Origin of the sequence: Kothea flammea (assembly GCF_052161645.1) — a bacterium.
Lineage (GTDB): Bacteria > Planctomycetota > Planctomycetia > Pirellulales > Pirellulaceae > Laterigemmans.
The window spans coordinates 2,787,569-2,802,878 of the sequence record NZ_CP197414.1 but is presented as its reverse complement, the minus strand read 5'-3'; the positions used below and the strand labels follow the sequence as shown (position 1 = coordinate 2,802,878).

The window sequence follows — 15,310 nt, the reverse complement described above, 5'->3', positions numbered from 1 at the left end:
CGACCAAAAGCATTTGGGAATTAAAACTGAATGTCATGTCGGGTTCTCAGGTTGGTTCCAGATTTGGGAAATCACGCAATCGCTGCAAAAGAAGGCGTCACATCAAGGGCAACGACTCACAGCAAGGCAATCATTTCTCATCATCTTCCAACGGTCGCATGCCATCGAAAGCTCCCCACATTTTGCGTTTTGCAAACTCTGAGTCGGCTTTGTAGGCGCTTGCGTCGTAGTTAGGATTGAGCTTGGGGATGCGCGCACCGACAGCGTCAAAGTAGTTCATCATCTCGGTATACATTTCTTGGTGCCGCTCGGGATATTGCTTCGCGATGTTATTCACTTCACCCATGTCAGCGGACAAATCAAACAGCATTGGCGTATTCGGGCTGTCGTAAAAATGCAGCAGTTTGAAATCGCCGGAAACGACGGCCGAGTGCGGCATGCCGGATCGATAGTGCGGGTAATGAAAGTACAGATTGCGGTTCAAGAATGCATCGTCTGGCTTTTCACCCGCCATGTACCCGGCCAGACTTACGCCATCGATGTCTTTCAGCGTGTTTGGATCGCCCCCCGCCCAATCGACAAAGGTCGGAAGGAAGTCGTAGTTCACGACGTTGCCGGTGAAGACAGAGCCCATTTCGATCCCCGGGCCTTTCACGATCATTGGAACACGAATGCCACCTTGCCAGACCCACCATTTAGCGCCGTGGTGAGGTTGCGTCAACTTTGGATCGAGAAGCAACTCTTTGTGCCGATATCCATTGTCGGATACGAGGACGACGTAGGTGTTGTCCGCAATTCCCAACGCGTCGATCTTGTCGAGCACGGCTCCAATCCGTCCATCGAGGTCTTCGGCCATTCCGAGCCAAACGGCAGGGTCGTCGCCGAGACGGACGGTGTCTTTCTGTTTGTTGTTTGCTTTGTACCAAGCCTCGACGAGTGGGTGATTGGCATACTTTTCTCGTGTAGCTGGCAAACACTCACTCCATGCGTGCATCGCGTAGTGCGAAATCTGCAAATAGAACGGCCTGCTGGCGGCGACCTGCTCTTCCATGAAACCGATCGCCTTCTCCGTCGTGCTGAACATCAACTTCGGGTCGGTCAGATTGTCGGGTAATCGTCGCGGTTTCGCTTCGCCTTCTTTTGCAAATGATGCAAGCGTATTGCCGGGCTTGTTGTCCGTATCGCCGTCGTGGAACACGTAACCTTCGTCACTCGGATTACCTCGCATGTGCCACTTGCCAACGTGAGCACTGACGTAGCCGAGCGGCTTCAATGCTTCGGGGATCGTCATCGTCTCCGGATCAATCGTCTGGTCCGCGATGCAGGGAATGACGGGAAAGTTTTTGTACTGGCCGCCTTCGTCGTAATACTCTTGCCCACGGGAGTTCATATAAACGGTATATCCATTCCTCGGCGACGACTGGCCCGTTTGCACACAAACTCGCGAGGGAGAACACTGGGGTGAAGCATACGCATTGCGAAACTTCATGCCTTCCTTCGCCAATCGTTCGATATTAGGCATTTGAAGTGCCGGCATCCGAGAATTCGCCAATGCGTCATCCATCGCGACTGGCGTCCCATTCCAGGCCCAGTCGTCGATGAACAGCAACACAATGTTCGGCTTCATTGCGTCGGCCTGCTCCGCCCGCGCGCACTGGCATGCCAAAAAGACCGCGAAGAGTACCAACGAAAGTCTCATAGTGGTTTTCCAAAAAATGCTAATTTATTTGTAGTGGACAAGGTGACGAGTCCTGCGATCTTGGACTCGTCACCTCGTCCACTACTTCAGTTATTGTCAGTTTTCGTTGAACACATCGCTGGTGACGACCAGTTCCACCAGCTCACGGAGTCCGTTGCCTCGCTCGGCGAGTTCGCCCACGATGGCCTCAACGGCGGGGCGTTCCTGAAATCCCACCTCTCGGCCAAGTGCGTAAGTCAACATCTTTTCGGTTAGGCACTTCGCGAATTGTGTCTTTTGCATCAGGAGTAGTGTCTTCAACTCAGCAATGTCAGCGAAGGATTCTCCACTCGGGAGCGTCCCAGTCGTGTCCACGATTCTGACCGGCTTGCCTGAGTCATTACTGTATTGCTGACGAAACGAGCCGATCGGATCGAATGTTTCCAAAGCAAAACCAATCGGATCGATCTTGCGGTGGCATTCCGCACACGTGGCCACATTGCGATGTTTGGCAAGCTGCTCGCGAATCGTAGTGGCTCCGCGGATGTCCGGTTCAAGCGGCTCGACATCCCGTGGCGGCGGCGGAGGCGGCGACCCCAAGATGTTCTCCAGCACCCAGATGCCGCGAGTGACGGGAGACGTTTCGACTCCATTCGAGGTTGCCGTCAGCACACTCGCGTGGCCGAGTAGCCCTCCGCGAAGTGATTCCTCCGGCAATGTCACTCGACGGAATTCGTCTCCTTGGACGTTTGGCAATCCATAGTGTGCGGCGAGATAACGATTCACGAATGTAAAATCGGAATCGATGAAGTGTTCGATACTTAGGTTATCGTGCAGGACTTCCGCAAAGAACAACTGAGTTTCGCGCCGCATCAGGGGCTCAAGCTGTCGATCGTAGTAGACCGGAAACTTTCGCGTGTCCGGTGGCATCGATCCAAGTTCGTGCAGGTGCAGCCAGCTATTCGTGAAGTTCTCGACCAGGGCTTCCGCACGTGGATCCTTTAGCATCCGACGAGTTTGGGCGAGCAACGTTTTCGGCTCACTGAGCTTTCCGCTGGCCGCAACGCGAAGCAACTCGTCATCTGGCATCGAACTCCACAGGAAGTAAGACAATCGTGATGCGAGTCGGTAACCTTTATCTTCGTTTTGCCCAGGTTCAGGCGGAGTCTCCACATACAGAAAATTGGGCGAGCACAGGATGGCTTTGCACACGGTGGTGAAAGCGGCTTGCTCGGACTCTCCACCTTCGATTCGCGATTGGTAAAAGGCTTCGTATCGAGCGATTTCCGATTTCAATGGCGGGCGACGAAACGCACGATAGAGAAACTCTTTCAGTGACTGCGGATTTGGGTTTGCCAGAAGATCGGGCTTCGTCGCATCACTTGGTTCGGGTCCTTCAATCTCCATTTGATGAACTCGCATCCGAGGCCCTTCGTATGCGTCAGAAATCCAAACGTCGAGGATCTCCGATGGCTCCGTGGAGAAGACGTCAAGCCAATTGGTTGTCTTGGTTTCAGGATGAAACTTCTTCACCAGTCGCACTAAAGATGCTCTGAGGTTGATTGGCCCGTTGGCGTAGCGAATAACCGGAACAAATCCCTTGTCCAGCCAGATTCGGAACTCGAATACCCGCGGCTCATGATCAGCCAATGGAACGGTCTCGACAATGCGATCGGAGGAGTTCTGTCCCGCCCCGGGACGAGCCAACTTGGGATCCGTCGCAATCATCTGCATTTTGATCGGTTCTTCCCGATCGACATTCAGGGCACCGCGTGGATAGGGGTGCTCACGATGAATGCCCTCAGCTTTGACACGAATGGTGTAGTAACCATCAGCGGGAGCACCACGAAATCGCTTTGCGTGCAGCCTGGCAAGATCCGGATCACTGTGGGCGACATTGACGTACTGACCGGTTGGATTCACGATGAAATTCTGTTCCGGGCGGAACAAAAACCTGCGTTCGCTGAAATCTTCAGCCCGTAATGTTTCGTGGATCGGGGTAACGACCTGTCGAGATTGAATCGCCTTCTCGATACCCTTAGATGCTGCTTCCAAATAGCACTGCATTAAGTAGTTTGACAGCACTAAATGTTCGCCAACGTTGTCAAAGCCGTCGACTCGATCGTCCGCAGGAAATGCCCGAGTTGGGTCAAACGAGTCCATGTTCACGCCCAGCAAATCGCGGATCGTGTTGCGATATTCGTGGCGGCTCAAACGCCGGAATCTTTGTTGGCTTGCAGTCGAAAGAGAATCGCGAGTTGATTTTAGCTTCCGAGTTACACGCGAGACAAATTCTGTCGTTTCCTCGGTCGATGGTTGCGGTTCATATTCAGGGGGCATCTCGCCCCGATTCACGGCGTCGAGGACTTCCTGCCATAGCTCGGCGGATTCGTGATCCAAGATTTCATCGTCGACGAAATCAAATCGTCGGTCTGCATTCTGCTCGTCTTCGCCGTGGCAGCGAAGGCAGTGAGTTTGCACGTAAGCGAGCGATTTGGTTTCCGGTTCGTCTGCGCGCAAGATCGAGGCAGGCACAAGCGACGCAAAGCTCATGGCAAACACGAAGAATGCGAACCTTGGGCGTTCGCACAAACGGGTGAAAGAGTGCATTAGCTAAGCCCCTCGAGTGCTCCTGTGGAGGTTCCGAACCGATCGGACTCAACACCAAAGCGTTGCAACATCGATAGATAAAGATTGCACGCTGGAGTCTTCCCGCCGCGAGTTGCCGAATACTCTTTGTGTTCACCATGTTGAAAACCGCCACCGGCCAACAGGAGTGGCAGATTGCGATTGGAATGGGAACTCGCATTTCCAAGTCCACTTCCGAACAGCACCATCGTCCGATCGAGCAGAGATGCGTCCTCGGCGGCTTGCGTCTCTTTCAAGCTGCCAAGGAACCGAGCGAGTTGGGCGGTATGGAATCGCTCGATGATTCCTAACTGGTTTAACTTTGATTCATCGCGACCGTGATGGGAAAGATCGTGGTAACCCTTGGTGACGCCGGTCAGCCCCGAGTCACCTTTCCAGCCATGAATGGACATGGAAATGACTCGGGTCGAATCAGTTTGCAGGGCTAACTTCATCAGGTGGTAGAATAGGACGACCTCCTCAGTAAAGCTGGTTGGCGGTATCTTTGGCAGCTTGAAGTTTGTTTTCGCTTTTGGCTTGTTCAGCCATGCCGCTGACTGTTCCAATCGCTTTTCGACTTCGCGTATCGAGGTAAAGTACTCGTCGAGTTTCGTGGAATCGCCAGCACTCACTCGCTGTTTCAATGCGGCCGCATCCTCGCCGACAACGTCCAGAATGCTTCGGTTGACAGCGAACGTTCCGGCCTGCCGAGTCCGTTTCGACTGGGGTGTCTCTTGGAATAAGGCATCGAACATCGCTTGCAACCGATCGATGGTTGGGATTTCGACACCGTTTCGCGACCAGGAAACACCACCACCGCCCAGCCCCAGTTGCATCGATTGATAACGCGTCTGTGCACCGACATGCTCCGCAGCTTTCTGATCGACGGTGATGTTGCCTTCCGGATACTGGCTTGCCTGACTGGACCGAATACCGGACAGAAACGTATGCGTCGCTTGATGCCCACCTGAGATCCCCGGATGATCTAGGCCAGAGAAAACCGTAAAGTCACTTCTCAATCCATCGAGCGGCGACAACAAACGTGGGAGTTCGTAATCGCGACCAGTTCGCTGCGGAAAAAAGTCGGTCGGATAGAGACCGTATTCCAACCCGATGCAAACCATGCGCATCCACGCTGCGCCAGTGCCAGTGCCAGTGCCAGTTTCCACGGTGCTTTCACTCGCATGTAGGTGGCTGGATGCTGACAGTGATTCGAGAAACGGCAGGGCGATCACGGCTCCGGTTCCACGTAGCATTCGACGTCGGTTCAGAGGCTTCATCTTTTTCGTCCCGTTCATTGAAAGTTTTTCAGTGTGCGATCGAAAAATGGAACGGCTGCGTTCATCATCTGATCGAACCAGACTTGCTTTACAGTGAAGGGATGCGGAGCATCTTTGATGATGGTCAACCCGTTTGGAATCCCGAACTCGTCCATCTTCTTGCGAAGAGACTCGGCACGCGTGCTGGGATCATCCTTCTCGCCGGTGATCAGCCACACCGGTGGATCGTTCTTATCCAGATGGGAAAGCGGTGATGCCAAGCGGTAAGCGTCGGGGACATCGTCTTGCGAGCCGCCCATGAACTGCTGCCAAATTTCTGCGCTCGCAGACTTCTGATGATTTCGTTCTGACATCAAGTCCGTCTGACCGCCCATTGGCACGACGGCCTGGATCGTACTGCTGAATTCGGAGTTTCCGCCGTCACCTTCCAGTTCCGTCACACCAGCGGAAGTCGCCAATAATGCCGCCAAGTGACCGCCCGCCGAGTGACCTATGGCACCAATATGATCGGGGTCGATACCGTACTTAGCTGCATTCGCGCGAAGAAAGCGAACCGCCGCTTTGCAGTCTTGGATATGAGCCGGAAAGGTCGCTTCCTCGCTCAGGCGATAGTCAATGGACGCGGTGACGTAACCCTGGGCTGCAAGTGCCTGAGCAACTTTGCGATGATTGATCTTTGATCCTTTTCGCCAGCCACCGCCGTGGATACAGACGATCGCTGGCAGTTTCTCTAACGCATTCTTTGGACGGAATAGGTCCAATTGCAGGGTTCGGTCGCCGTATTGTGCAAAGGTCACATCAAGGTGTTCGTCTAACTTGTCCAGCACTGCCTTGGGAATTGCCGTCTTGCCTTCACTGCCAGGTTCTTTAACACGAGGTTGCTGCGCGCAGGCATTTGTCGCATGCCCGATTGCCATGAGAAGCAAAGCGAGCCGAAACGCTGCGGGCAATCGCATGTGGTGCCTCAATTCTTTGAATGATTTCATCTTGATCTGAGAATCTCCTCTTGCGCCAGTCGGTACAGCGTTAAGACTTCGTCTTCGTTGAGTGCTCTGTCAAAAAACGCCACTTCGTCAATTCGTCCATCCCAGACTTGGGTTGCATTTGCGTCAGTTCCAAACCACACAGGATCCGATTCGCTGGTTGCTAATTCCGCACAAGGCTTCGACCCGACAAGCGTTCCGTCTTCATAGAAGTGCATGTTGCGACCATCAAACGTTAAGACCACATGCCGCCACTCGTGCAAAGGAAGAACAGATCCGCCGACGACCGTTGATTGGCTCCCATCGCGACTGCTGACAGTCGCTTGCAGCCTCCCATCTTCATTAAGCGACAAGTCAAAGTTCCCATGATCATCTTGCATGTTGGTAACCGCCGTCGCGCCACGCACATCCGATTCGCGATACACGAACAGAGTCAATGAGAATCTACCGGCATTCAGTGCAGGTGGATCGTCCACGCGACCTCCGCGTCCGATCGAATCCGCTCCAACTCGCAGCGAACCGCCGACGAACACGCCGCGCGCATGTGGCGGACGTTTGCCTTTTCCAGTCAACACGAGGCCGGAATATTCAGGGGGCTCCGAAACCAAACCTCTGTCCCGGATCGGCATGCGGTAGAAAGCGAGTGGTGACATCTTCCTGACAGCGGGCGCGTATTTTCGAGCGTGCTCTTCAAAATCGCGAATAAAGCGATCAGTCGCGATGGAAATGTTCTCGGGATCAGTCGATCCGTCAGTGATTCGCACGGCGTGAGACGCCTGCACATCAACGGACCTGGATTCATCTCGCTGACTCGATGCTCCGGGATTCACTCGCACCAGCCCATCAAACACATGTACTTCACTCGCGCCGCCTTCGACATCGACGGAGAACTCTGTGCCAAAATCAACAACTTCTGCCTCAGGAGTGTCCACGGTGAACCCGATTCCTTCAGGAGGAACTCTGGCCGATAGACGCCCGCTGTGCAGCACCACACGCGAATCGCTTACTGCATCGAAGCGGGCGGGAGCCTCAACGTAAACCATGACTCCACCGTCGAACTGCAAACGCAGCAATCCTCTCTGTAATTCGTATACACCCACAGCAAGATAATTGTCGTCCCAGTGCTGATCGCCCCTTGTAAGCAACCCGCCCACATTACGGACGATGGTCGCTGCCACAGGATTACCTTGATTCGGCGCTCGGTTCCCTTCGTGCCGCAGACCAACCAATGCAATGAGGATGCAGGCTGCGGTCACGAACGCGGCCACGCTGAGCAGCAGCATCTTTCGCGAGCCGACAACGGTCGCTCGGTATTCCGGAGGCGACGACACATCTTCCTTGGTTCCCAACACACTCGACTGAATGTCTCTGCGTCGCAGAGAACGCCGCAAGTCTGAATGCAGCTCACCACGTAACGCAAACCGCTGGAGATTCGCTGGAACCTTCAGCCACTGCTGAAACTCCGCAGCCTCTTCCTCGGACACATCACCTTCAAGAAAGCGATCGATGAATTCATTGTTGATCGCCATTACGCATTCTCCATCCCGAGCCGTCGCTCGATACAACTGGCCAGTGCGGTTCGGACTCGCGAAAGCAGTACTCGCACCGATCCGTTGGTGGACCCAGTTTCCTCCGCTATCTCGGCAGCGGATCGTTCATCGATGTATTGCAAATCAAGCAGTCGTCGAGACCTTGACGGGAGCTCCTCCAGACAGGCTTCGAGTGCCTCGCGTCGTTGGCTGCGACCGTCAGATTGGTTTACGATCGTGTCGGCAAGTTGGCCGAGCAACTCGTCGGAGAAAACAACCCGAGAACGCCCCTGAGCCCGGTAGTAGTCAATCACCCTCGATTTGGCGATCCACATTGCCCAGCCAACGAACGGCCGACCCGAGTCGAACTCGTCAAAACGACGTGCCAACTCCTGAGCGATCCGCTGCACGACGTCTTCGGCGTCGTGAAATCCATTGATCGACGCGAACACGTAAGCCGATATGGAAGGCTCGGCCTCCAACCAGCGATGAGTGAAATCTTCTCGTTTTTGACCTTCGTCCATACGCCCAACCGATGCATTACAACCGTGAGATAACTGTATGCCGAATGCCAACGCAAATCGTTAACAAGAATCCGGAAGAGTTTCCAAATCGCATCCTGTCACCCGCAATCCGCCAACGAGCCAACCATTCAGGACCCTGAATGGATAAGTGACCTTTTGAGGGCAGAGCCTTCTCGTCGTCTCCCATTTTCGGAGGTTTTTCTCATCTTGCGAGCGTCTTGGCGATTTTTTCTGAGCTCATGAAGGCGAAGAGCTATCGAGCCGTCGATCAACTCGGTTACGGGGAAGTCGCTTCGGGATTTATTTTTCTGCAGCGAGTGATGGGTGGGATGCAGATGAATGATCTGCGACGAAGCTCGACAATCTCCGACATCGCGGGCGACGTCGGGCTGACGTACGAGCAGGTTGCGCCGTTGGCGGAGGCGGCGTTCGCGGAAGGGCGAAAGCAGGCTGGCAAAAAACAGCCGGGCCCGGAGTGAACCCAGCGGCGGCGACTCCCCCGCGAGCGGTTCATAACCCGAGTCGCCCGTGTTTTGTGTGTTTGTCTCACCGAGACGAACCATGGGGGTTCGGCTCGTCTGAGCGAGAACGACGGCTTATAACCCGAAACGTCTCAGGGACTCAGAGGTCTGAGAGAACTTGCAAAATCACTCGAAAAGGGGCCGAGTTCATTACCCGAAATTTCTGGCCGGCGTCAGAAAAACAGCTTTCTGAGAGACCGGCGGCTGGCGGGAAAACGCGTCAAACGCTCGGGAAAACACGAAAAAAGCCGTCGAGGGAACCACGACGGCTTTTCGTTTACTGGTGGGTCGGAAAGTGTTCCAACCAAACAGAGAAGTTGAGCAACCCGGACTTGGATCCAACCGCTCTGGAGATCCGGACGAATTTCGCGGCATTGCTGTAAGTGATTGCCAGGAAACATGTTGCGGCAAGGCCAGTTTCGAGAGGGTGCTCTGGAATCAAATAAGCCAGCCTTCGCCGGGGCGTCGGACCTGGGAAAGTGATCTGTGTTCGGGTTATGAAGTAGAGATACTCTGCGGACGGACGCCGATCGTGCGAACCCGACTGAATGAACGGCGGTCAATTCGGTTGCGACTTGAACTCTCTTTAACGCGGCCGACGGCGGAAACTTCTCATGGCACTGGTGACATGGATTCTTGAGTCCGATGTTTTTCCGAACTCGCACGACGCCCTTCGAAGAGCCATCGTGGACGCTGGTCATCGGATCATCGATTCCAGCGACGAATGGTGGCTTCACGAGCCGCCGGAGTTTGAACCAGGGACGCCAATCGTGTTCCATGGCTCGCTTGGCAATGCGGCCGTCATTGAGATGAAGCAGATCTGGTACCCCGGTTCATTCTGTCCGGTGAACGACTTCTGCTGCACGGCCTGAACACGTTAAGACAAAGTTCTCTGAGTTGATTAGAGTAAAATCAGAAAAACCGGCATACCTTCAGTCAATTCTGTTGCCGCCGTACGTTGAGAGCAGCTTAAAGAACGCTGTCGAGAGCTATTCTGGAGAGATAGAAATTACCAAAGGAATATCGGAAGCAGCGTTAAAAGTTCGACGGCAAACCCTGCTTGGCCAGATTTCTTCGCACCGCCAATCCATTCTGTCGGGGGGAGATGATGCGAGATCTAAATTGATCGCTTTCTTGGCGTCTAATCCGAAGTTTAGATCGGTCACCATCGAAGTGGAGTGCGCAAAATGAAAACCATTGGTCGAAGCAAACAATTCGCAGAGATTATCTCGCGTCTACCCAGCGATTTTGAAAGTGAGTCTTGCAAGAATGTAATCTCTCAATTGATCCTTAGGGACAAGGGGTTAACCCCTGATGTGTTGAATGACCAAGAGCAACTGGCGCGATACTTGGTTCCGACCGAAGATGGATTCTATATAGCAAACGAAGATCTGTACGACCTATATGGCGTTGAACCAGCTAAGACACTTCTCTCTTTAGAGCGACAGACAACTCAAGACTTTGAATATCAGCCTCAAGTGCTATTAGAGGAAGTTTCTCGCGGGGTTGCTGTACTTTTCGGTGAAAGTGACTCTGCAATTACGGTGGTGGACGACTACGCGTTTTTTGAGAGCAGTGCAAATGCTGACTTTGAGGTCGAAGGTTTGTCCGGTAGCGGCATGCACTGTGTTCTTTGGCTCGGTCGCGAAGACGAGTCCCAACTTCTGAAGCACCTAGCAGGTCGCGTGAGGTTTTTTGAATGCAACCCGGGAAGCCAATTTGATCGCGTTTTGTATTTTTTTCATCGTGCTGATTTTTCGGCCCATGCGATTGGAGAAAAAATTACACATAAGCTTTTGGAAGAGTTTCCAGAATTTCGACACTTGGAAAAGGAAACAACGAAGAAACTGGCACCTATTACATTCTGCCCGATCGCCATATCGATCGACAATGCGGTTGATCTTCGGTATCTCTCACGAGACCCAACACGAAATGCAGAATTGAGTCGCAAAACACTTAGATCCCAGATCAAAACGCACAGCAATCGAATCCATCGGAATTATCCGAGGCTTGATGCTTTGATGTTCGAAAAGGACGTACTATCCAAGTTGATACTCCGCGCGTATGTCGGGCGAAGTGTGGAAGAGATTGCTGATCTTTGCGATTTAAAAACGGCCAAGACGAAAGAAATTCTTAACCTGCTAGAAAAGGCTCACGTTGTTCATGAAAACGATGGAAAGTGGTTCTGGAATCCTGTTGAAGACGGCTTTTATCAAAGCGTTTGTCGTGATGAAGTCGCGGAAGATTACTTGTTCAGACAGGAAGCGTGGGGGCAATTGGGCACCGCTGTTTATGAGTCTTACGGCGAGGAGTTAGTCAAATGGGACGGTAGCCAATTAGGTTCCGTGAACCAGGGGTTCGATTTCCTTCAAAAACGCGCTCAGGCTTTGGTTACGCAATTTGATGAGAGGTTGGCCGAACTTCAGAAAGTCGCCGCTGAAGAGTCAGTCGCGATTAGTAAGTCTAGTCGTGATGCGTTGCAAAACGCCGATTGCGTCGAGGAGCTTGGCAAATACGCGAAGAAGGTAGTTTCAGAAACAGACCGGCTTTGTGATAAAGTCGCTGGGATCGAAAGAGAGCAGGAAAAACTTAAGTTAAAAGCGGAAGAATTGCGAAACCAAATACGTGATTTCCCGAACACGTTCGAGCCCGAAATTGAAGACGAGAAGGAAAAACTATTAGCTGCTCAAATCCCGATATCCAAAATAGGGCTGAGCGAATTCATTGGCAGACTCACACTCTTTATTAAGAGCCATGAAAGAGTAACGCGTGAACGTGAGACCGCCAATGAATTGATAGGGTTGTACCTAGAGCAGTTGGGAGACGTTGAGTCGATTGATAATTTGGTCAGTAGGTCGCAGGACTTTGTGGCGAGACCCGACATTGCGTGCCTCGTAAGGGAGCTTTCTGAAGGCGCATATGAGATTCGTAACAAACTAAGCAATTGGCAAAAGGAACTTCCAGAGAAACCAGCGTCAGATTTATTATCGGAACTGGACAACGTCTCGACGGCCATTGGAAATATCGAAGCTCTCAAGAGCAGGTTGTCGGCGGAGTTCAGGGGCATTCCGAAGCCCGCGGCGGAGCAGGGTCCCGGTACAGCCGAGCAGGGTCCCGGTACAGCCGAGCAGGGTCCCGGTACAGCCGAGCAGGGTCCCGGTTCAACCGAGCAGGGTCCCGGTTCAACCGAGCAGGGTCCCGGTTCAACCGAGCAGGGTCCCGGTTCAACCGAGCAGGGTCCCGGTTCAACCGAGCAGGGTCCCGGTTCAACCGAGCAGGGTCCCGGTTCAACCGAGCAGGGTCCCGGTTCAACCGAGCAGGGTCCCGGTTCAACCGAGCAGGGTCCCGGTTCAACCGAGCAGGGTCCCGGTTCAACCGAGCAGGGTCCCGGTTCAGCCGAGCAGGGTCCCGGTTCAGCCGAGCAGGGTCCCGGTTCAACCGAGCAGGGTCCCGGTTCAACCGAGCAGGGTCCCGGTTCAACCGAGCAGGGTCCCGGTTCAACCGAGCCTGGACCGAAGTTTGAACGAATAACATTCGGATCAAATCAGAGTGACGTCGCGAAAATCATCGCTATTCTCGAATCAGGGCGAGTAATTAGCAGCTTCGAGGTGGAGGAATAGTTAAATGACTGCTTTAGAAAATAAGGAGACCAGGAGGCAGTTGTTTGGATCCGCCCAAAGGGTCGTCCAGCTGATTCTGGATTGCTACCCAGGTTGTATTTCGGCACTCATTTACACGCTTGACGTTGAATGCCAAGGGAAACTCGCCTCGGGCCGTGGTGACCTTCTAGGTTCCGTGTTGCACGTAAAGCGAAAGTTCGAAAACGATGTTTGGCCCGAACTGAAGAACGATCTTGGACTGTCAGAATACGAAAGCGAGCAATTCAGGTCTCAAGTGTTTGACTCCCTCATGGTTCGAATGCATTCCGAAGGAGACATCGTCTTTGTAGGAGATCGTCAGCGAGCGCGAAGTCGTGCGTTTGAAATTGTTCACTACTTGCGACGACTCAAGCAAAGAACGCATTCGCGCGAGCGGCAAGGGGTCATGCCCGAGTTGGTGGATATGCTCAAAGTAGAAGTTGAACAGCGTGAACGTCCCCATCGGAATGTCACGGCTGACGAGCTGATTAAGCGACTTGAAGACGAGATAGAGAATTTAGACTTCGATGCGTTGGACGAACGTTTTCTCACTCCCCAGGATCTTTCCTTTGAATATGACGTTCTCGAATTTGCATCGTCTTGCTTTAAGCGATTCTTTGATGCCGCATTTGGTGAAGACGGTAAAATTTCGTTATTTCAAGCGAAGTCGTTTTGTCGATTGTTGAGAGACTCGTTCGAGTATAAATCGACATCAGGGCGAGTAATTGCCGCAGGCACGGGATTCGGAAAGACTGAGGCATTTTTGCTCCCCTTGTTGTACTTCGCTACCTGCAGGTTGTTTGTCCGCGAAGAGAGAAAGCTGATTGGCGAGACAAAATACACCCAAGGCTTTACTGCATTGCTACTCTATCCGAGAGTGGACCTTTGCAATAATCAAGCAGAGCGTTTGCTGAAATACGTGATGCATTTAAACGAGGCGATCACGGCGGAATGGAAAACGTTGCATCAGCAAGAATCAGACGACAACGGCATTGAACCGCTGAAGGTCGCTGTAGCACACTCGCGTATTCATCAGATGCGGATTCGCTGTCCGCTTTGCGAATTGGAACTCGCACCAACTGATCTAGTTGAATTGGAGCGGGCCTACATCGTTCCGGTCGAATCAGAGCGTGGCAGAATCCGCGACCATGCTGCTGGCCGTGGTTTTACCGTTCGACCGGACGAGCGGTTTAGTTTGCCGTTGCTGGATTGTCCAAAATCCGAAAGTCGGGATTGCACGCAACCACCTCACCCGTTGCTCGAGCGCTGTAACCGATATGAAAATGGAGAATGTTGGCACGCAATGGCGAGGCCGAACACCGAAAACCTGTTGCCTCTTTTGAGTCAGGTACATAGAAGCGGTAGTCGCCAGTGGGCGAACCCAGACCAGCGTTTGGATCAGGCAGACCAAGAAAACTGGCGTCTTCTGGTATCTACTTCTGCGCTAGAGGTCGGATTTGATCATCCTGAACTCATTGCCACTTGGCAGTATCATGCGCCACCAAGCGTCTCGTCATTTGTTCAGAGAAAGGGGCGTGGCGGGCGTGGAGTTAAAGACTTCCCGATCACGATGGTTGTGCTGGGCAAGTCGTTTGGCGACGTTTTCAGGTTTCAGGATCACTTAAAACTCGTCAATCAAAACCCAAGGGACATCGCATCAGTCCTTGATGAATCGAATCCAAGTATTCGCGAACAGCACCTATTTTGCGGGCTTCTCGATTTCTGCGCACAGTCAAAGCCCAGTGAGTTTCTTGGGGCGTACGACATCAAGAACATAAAGAAGATCGCGGACGCTTGTGCATCCCAAGAAGCTCGCAAGTGGCTGCGAGATTGTTTTGGTTTGGGCACAACTGAACTGACCGAGTTCTTGGACAAATTAAAGAAGATGGTGCTTGATGTGTGGAATAAAACGCTTGACTTCTCCGCTTTGGAGCAACCCCAAAGACCGCCGAAGGATATTAAACCTGTTTCACTCTTTCTCGATTGGCAGCGAGATGACTTAACACGTTATCTTGATCGTCTGCGGAATTCTGACAACGATCCAAACCCTATCACAGTTTTATGGCTACAAGCTGCGTTGAAGGCCGCCAATAAGAGAGAGGAGTCCCGCTTTCCGCAGACAAAAGTCGTAGACTTCTGCAGTTTCCTGCCTCAAGATTTCATTGTAGATGATGTCTACGTGCCCTCGACGACGATCCCCGTTCCGATCGGACGTTTTGTCGATGTAGTTGATTCGAATGGCCGACATCTTGATGTCGAACCTGCAGAGTTTGCCCTCAAGTGTTTTCTACCCGGAGGTTTTAAAATCCGATAGTCTTACGCTTTTGGGACAATACAAGCGAAAGTCCGATTGCTCCCACAGTTCCCCTGAAGACGCAGGCTCTTGAGTTCGATTTCCACCCAATTGACGGGGAATCGTTCGAGGAAGCTCCCCGAGCGAGAGTCTTCTGGCAACGATTTAGGGACCTGGCCCTGGAGCGACTAATAGTCGAGCGCGGTTTACTTCCAAGCATCTACTCTCTTGATGGA

General features: G+C 52.8%; 10 protein-coding genes. 4 read left to right on the top strand and 6 right to left on the bottom strand.

Annotated elements, in window-relative coordinates; all coding sequences use genetic code 11:
- Positions 1-130: 130 nt before the first annotated feature.
- From SH139x_RS10550 to SH139x_RS10525, 6 genes are all read right to left on the bottom strand, one after another.
- Positions 131-1,699: a sulfatase gene (locus SH139x_RS10550; RefSeq protein WP_488355206.1), complete on the bottom strand. Its 1,569-nt coding sequence runs from the start codon at positions 1,697-1,699 to the stop codon at positions 131-133.
- A 96-nt stretch (positions 1,700-1,795) separates the two neighbouring features.
- Positions 1,796-4,288 (bottom strand): DUF1592 domain-containing protein, encoded by a 2,493-nt coding sequence (locus SH139x_RS10545; RefSeq protein WP_488355205.1) that lies wholly within the window; start codon positions 4,286-4,288, stop codon positions 1,796-1,798.
- Positions 4,288-5,586, bottom strand: a complete 1,299-nt coding sequence (locus SH139x_RS10540; RefSeq protein ID WP_488355204.1) for a DUF1552 domain-containing protein — start codon at positions 5,584-5,586, stop codon at positions 4,288-4,290. The genes SH139x_RS10545 and SH139x_RS10540 overlap by 1 nt, the downstream gene beginning before the upstream one ends.
- Before the next feature lie 14 nt (positions 5,587-5,600).
- Positions 5,601-6,572 carry an alpha/beta fold hydrolase gene (locus tag SH139x_RS10535; RefSeq protein ID WP_488355203.1) on the bottom strand — a complete coding sequence of 324 codons (972 nt, stop codon included), beginning with the start codon at positions 6,570-6,572 and terminating at the stop codon, positions 5,601-5,603.
- On the bottom strand, positions 6,569-8,098 hold the full coding sequence (locus SH139x_RS10530; RefSeq protein WP_488355202.1) for a LamG-like jellyroll fold domain-containing protein: 1,530 nt from the start codon (positions 8,096-8,098) through the stop codon (positions 6,569-6,571). Before SH139x_RS10530 ends, SH139x_RS10535 begins: the two co-directional genes overlap by 4 nt.
- Positions 8,098-8,622 carry a sigma-70 family RNA polymerase sigma factor gene (locus SH139x_RS10525; protein WP_488355201.1) on the bottom strand — a complete coding sequence of 175 codons (525 nt, stop codon included), beginning with the start codon at positions 8,620-8,622 and terminating at the stop codon, positions 8,098-8,100. The genes SH139x_RS10530 and SH139x_RS10525 overlap by 1 nt, the downstream gene beginning before the upstream one ends.
- A gap of 239 nt (positions 8,623-8,861) precedes the next feature.
- On the opposite strand from SH139x_RS10525, the gene SH139x_RS10520 reads away from it, so the two are divergent.
- From SH139x_RS10520 to SH139x_RS10505, 4 genes are all read left to right on the top strand, one after another.
- Positions 8,862-9,101, top strand: coding sequence for a hypothetical protein (locus tag SH139x_RS10520; RefSeq protein WP_488355200.1), 240 nt, complete (start codon positions 8,862-8,864; stop codon positions 9,099-9,101).
- Between the two features lie 728 nt (positions 9,102-9,829).
- On the top strand, positions 9,830-10,015 hold the full coding sequence (locus SH139x_RS10515) for a hypothetical protein (protein WP_488355199.1): 186 nt from the start codon (positions 9,830-9,832) through the stop codon (positions 10,013-10,015).
- A 2,072-nt stretch (positions 10,016-12,087) separates the two neighbouring features.
- Complete coding sequence (locus SH139x_RS10510; protein WP_488355994.1) at positions 12,088-12,666, top strand: hypothetical protein; 579 nt, start codon at positions 12,088-12,090, stop codon at positions 12,664-12,666.
- Positions 12,667-12,767: 101 nt separating this feature from the next.
- Positions 12,768-15,095, top strand: coding sequence for a DEAD/DEAH box helicase (locus SH139x_RS10505; protein ID WP_488355198.1), 2,328 nt, complete (start codon positions 12,768-12,770; stop codon positions 15,093-15,095).
- Positions 15,096-15,310 lie beyond the last annotated feature (215 nt).

Bases quoted from the DNA above. Each gene is read 5' to 3' on its own strand.
- SH139x_RS10530 (WP_488355202.1), bottom strand. From the start codon at position 8,098: ATGGCGATCAACAATGAATTCATCGATCGCTTTCTTGAAGGTGATGTG.
- SH139x_RS10525 (WP_488355201.1), bottom strand. From the start codon at position 8,622: ATGGACGAAGGTCAAAAACGAGAAGATTTCACTCATCGCTGGTTGGAG.
- SH139x_RS10550 (WP_488355206.1), bottom strand. From the start codon at position 1,699: ATGAGACTTTCGTTGGTACTCTTCGCGGTCTTTTTGGCATGCCAGTGC.
- SH139x_RS10520 (WP_488355200.1), top strand. From the start codon at position 8,862: ATGAAGGCGAAGAGCTATCGAGCCGTCGATCAACTCGGTTACGGGGAA.
- SH139x_RS10505 (WP_488355198.1), top strand. From the start codon at position 12,768: ATGACTGCTTTAGAAAATAAGGAGACCAGGAGGCAGTTGTTTGGATCC.
- SH139x_RS10545 (WP_488355205.1), bottom strand. From the start codon at position 4,288: ATGCACTCTTTCACCCGTTTGTGCGAACGCCCAAGGTTCGCATTCTTC.
- SH139x_RS10540 (WP_488355204.1), bottom strand. From the start codon at position 5,586: ATGAAGCCTCTGAACCGACGTCGAATGCTACGTGGAACCGGAGCCGTG.
- SH139x_RS10535 (WP_488355203.1), bottom strand. From the start codon at position 6,572: ATGAAATCATTCAAAGAATTGAGGCACCACATGCGATTGCCCGCAGCG.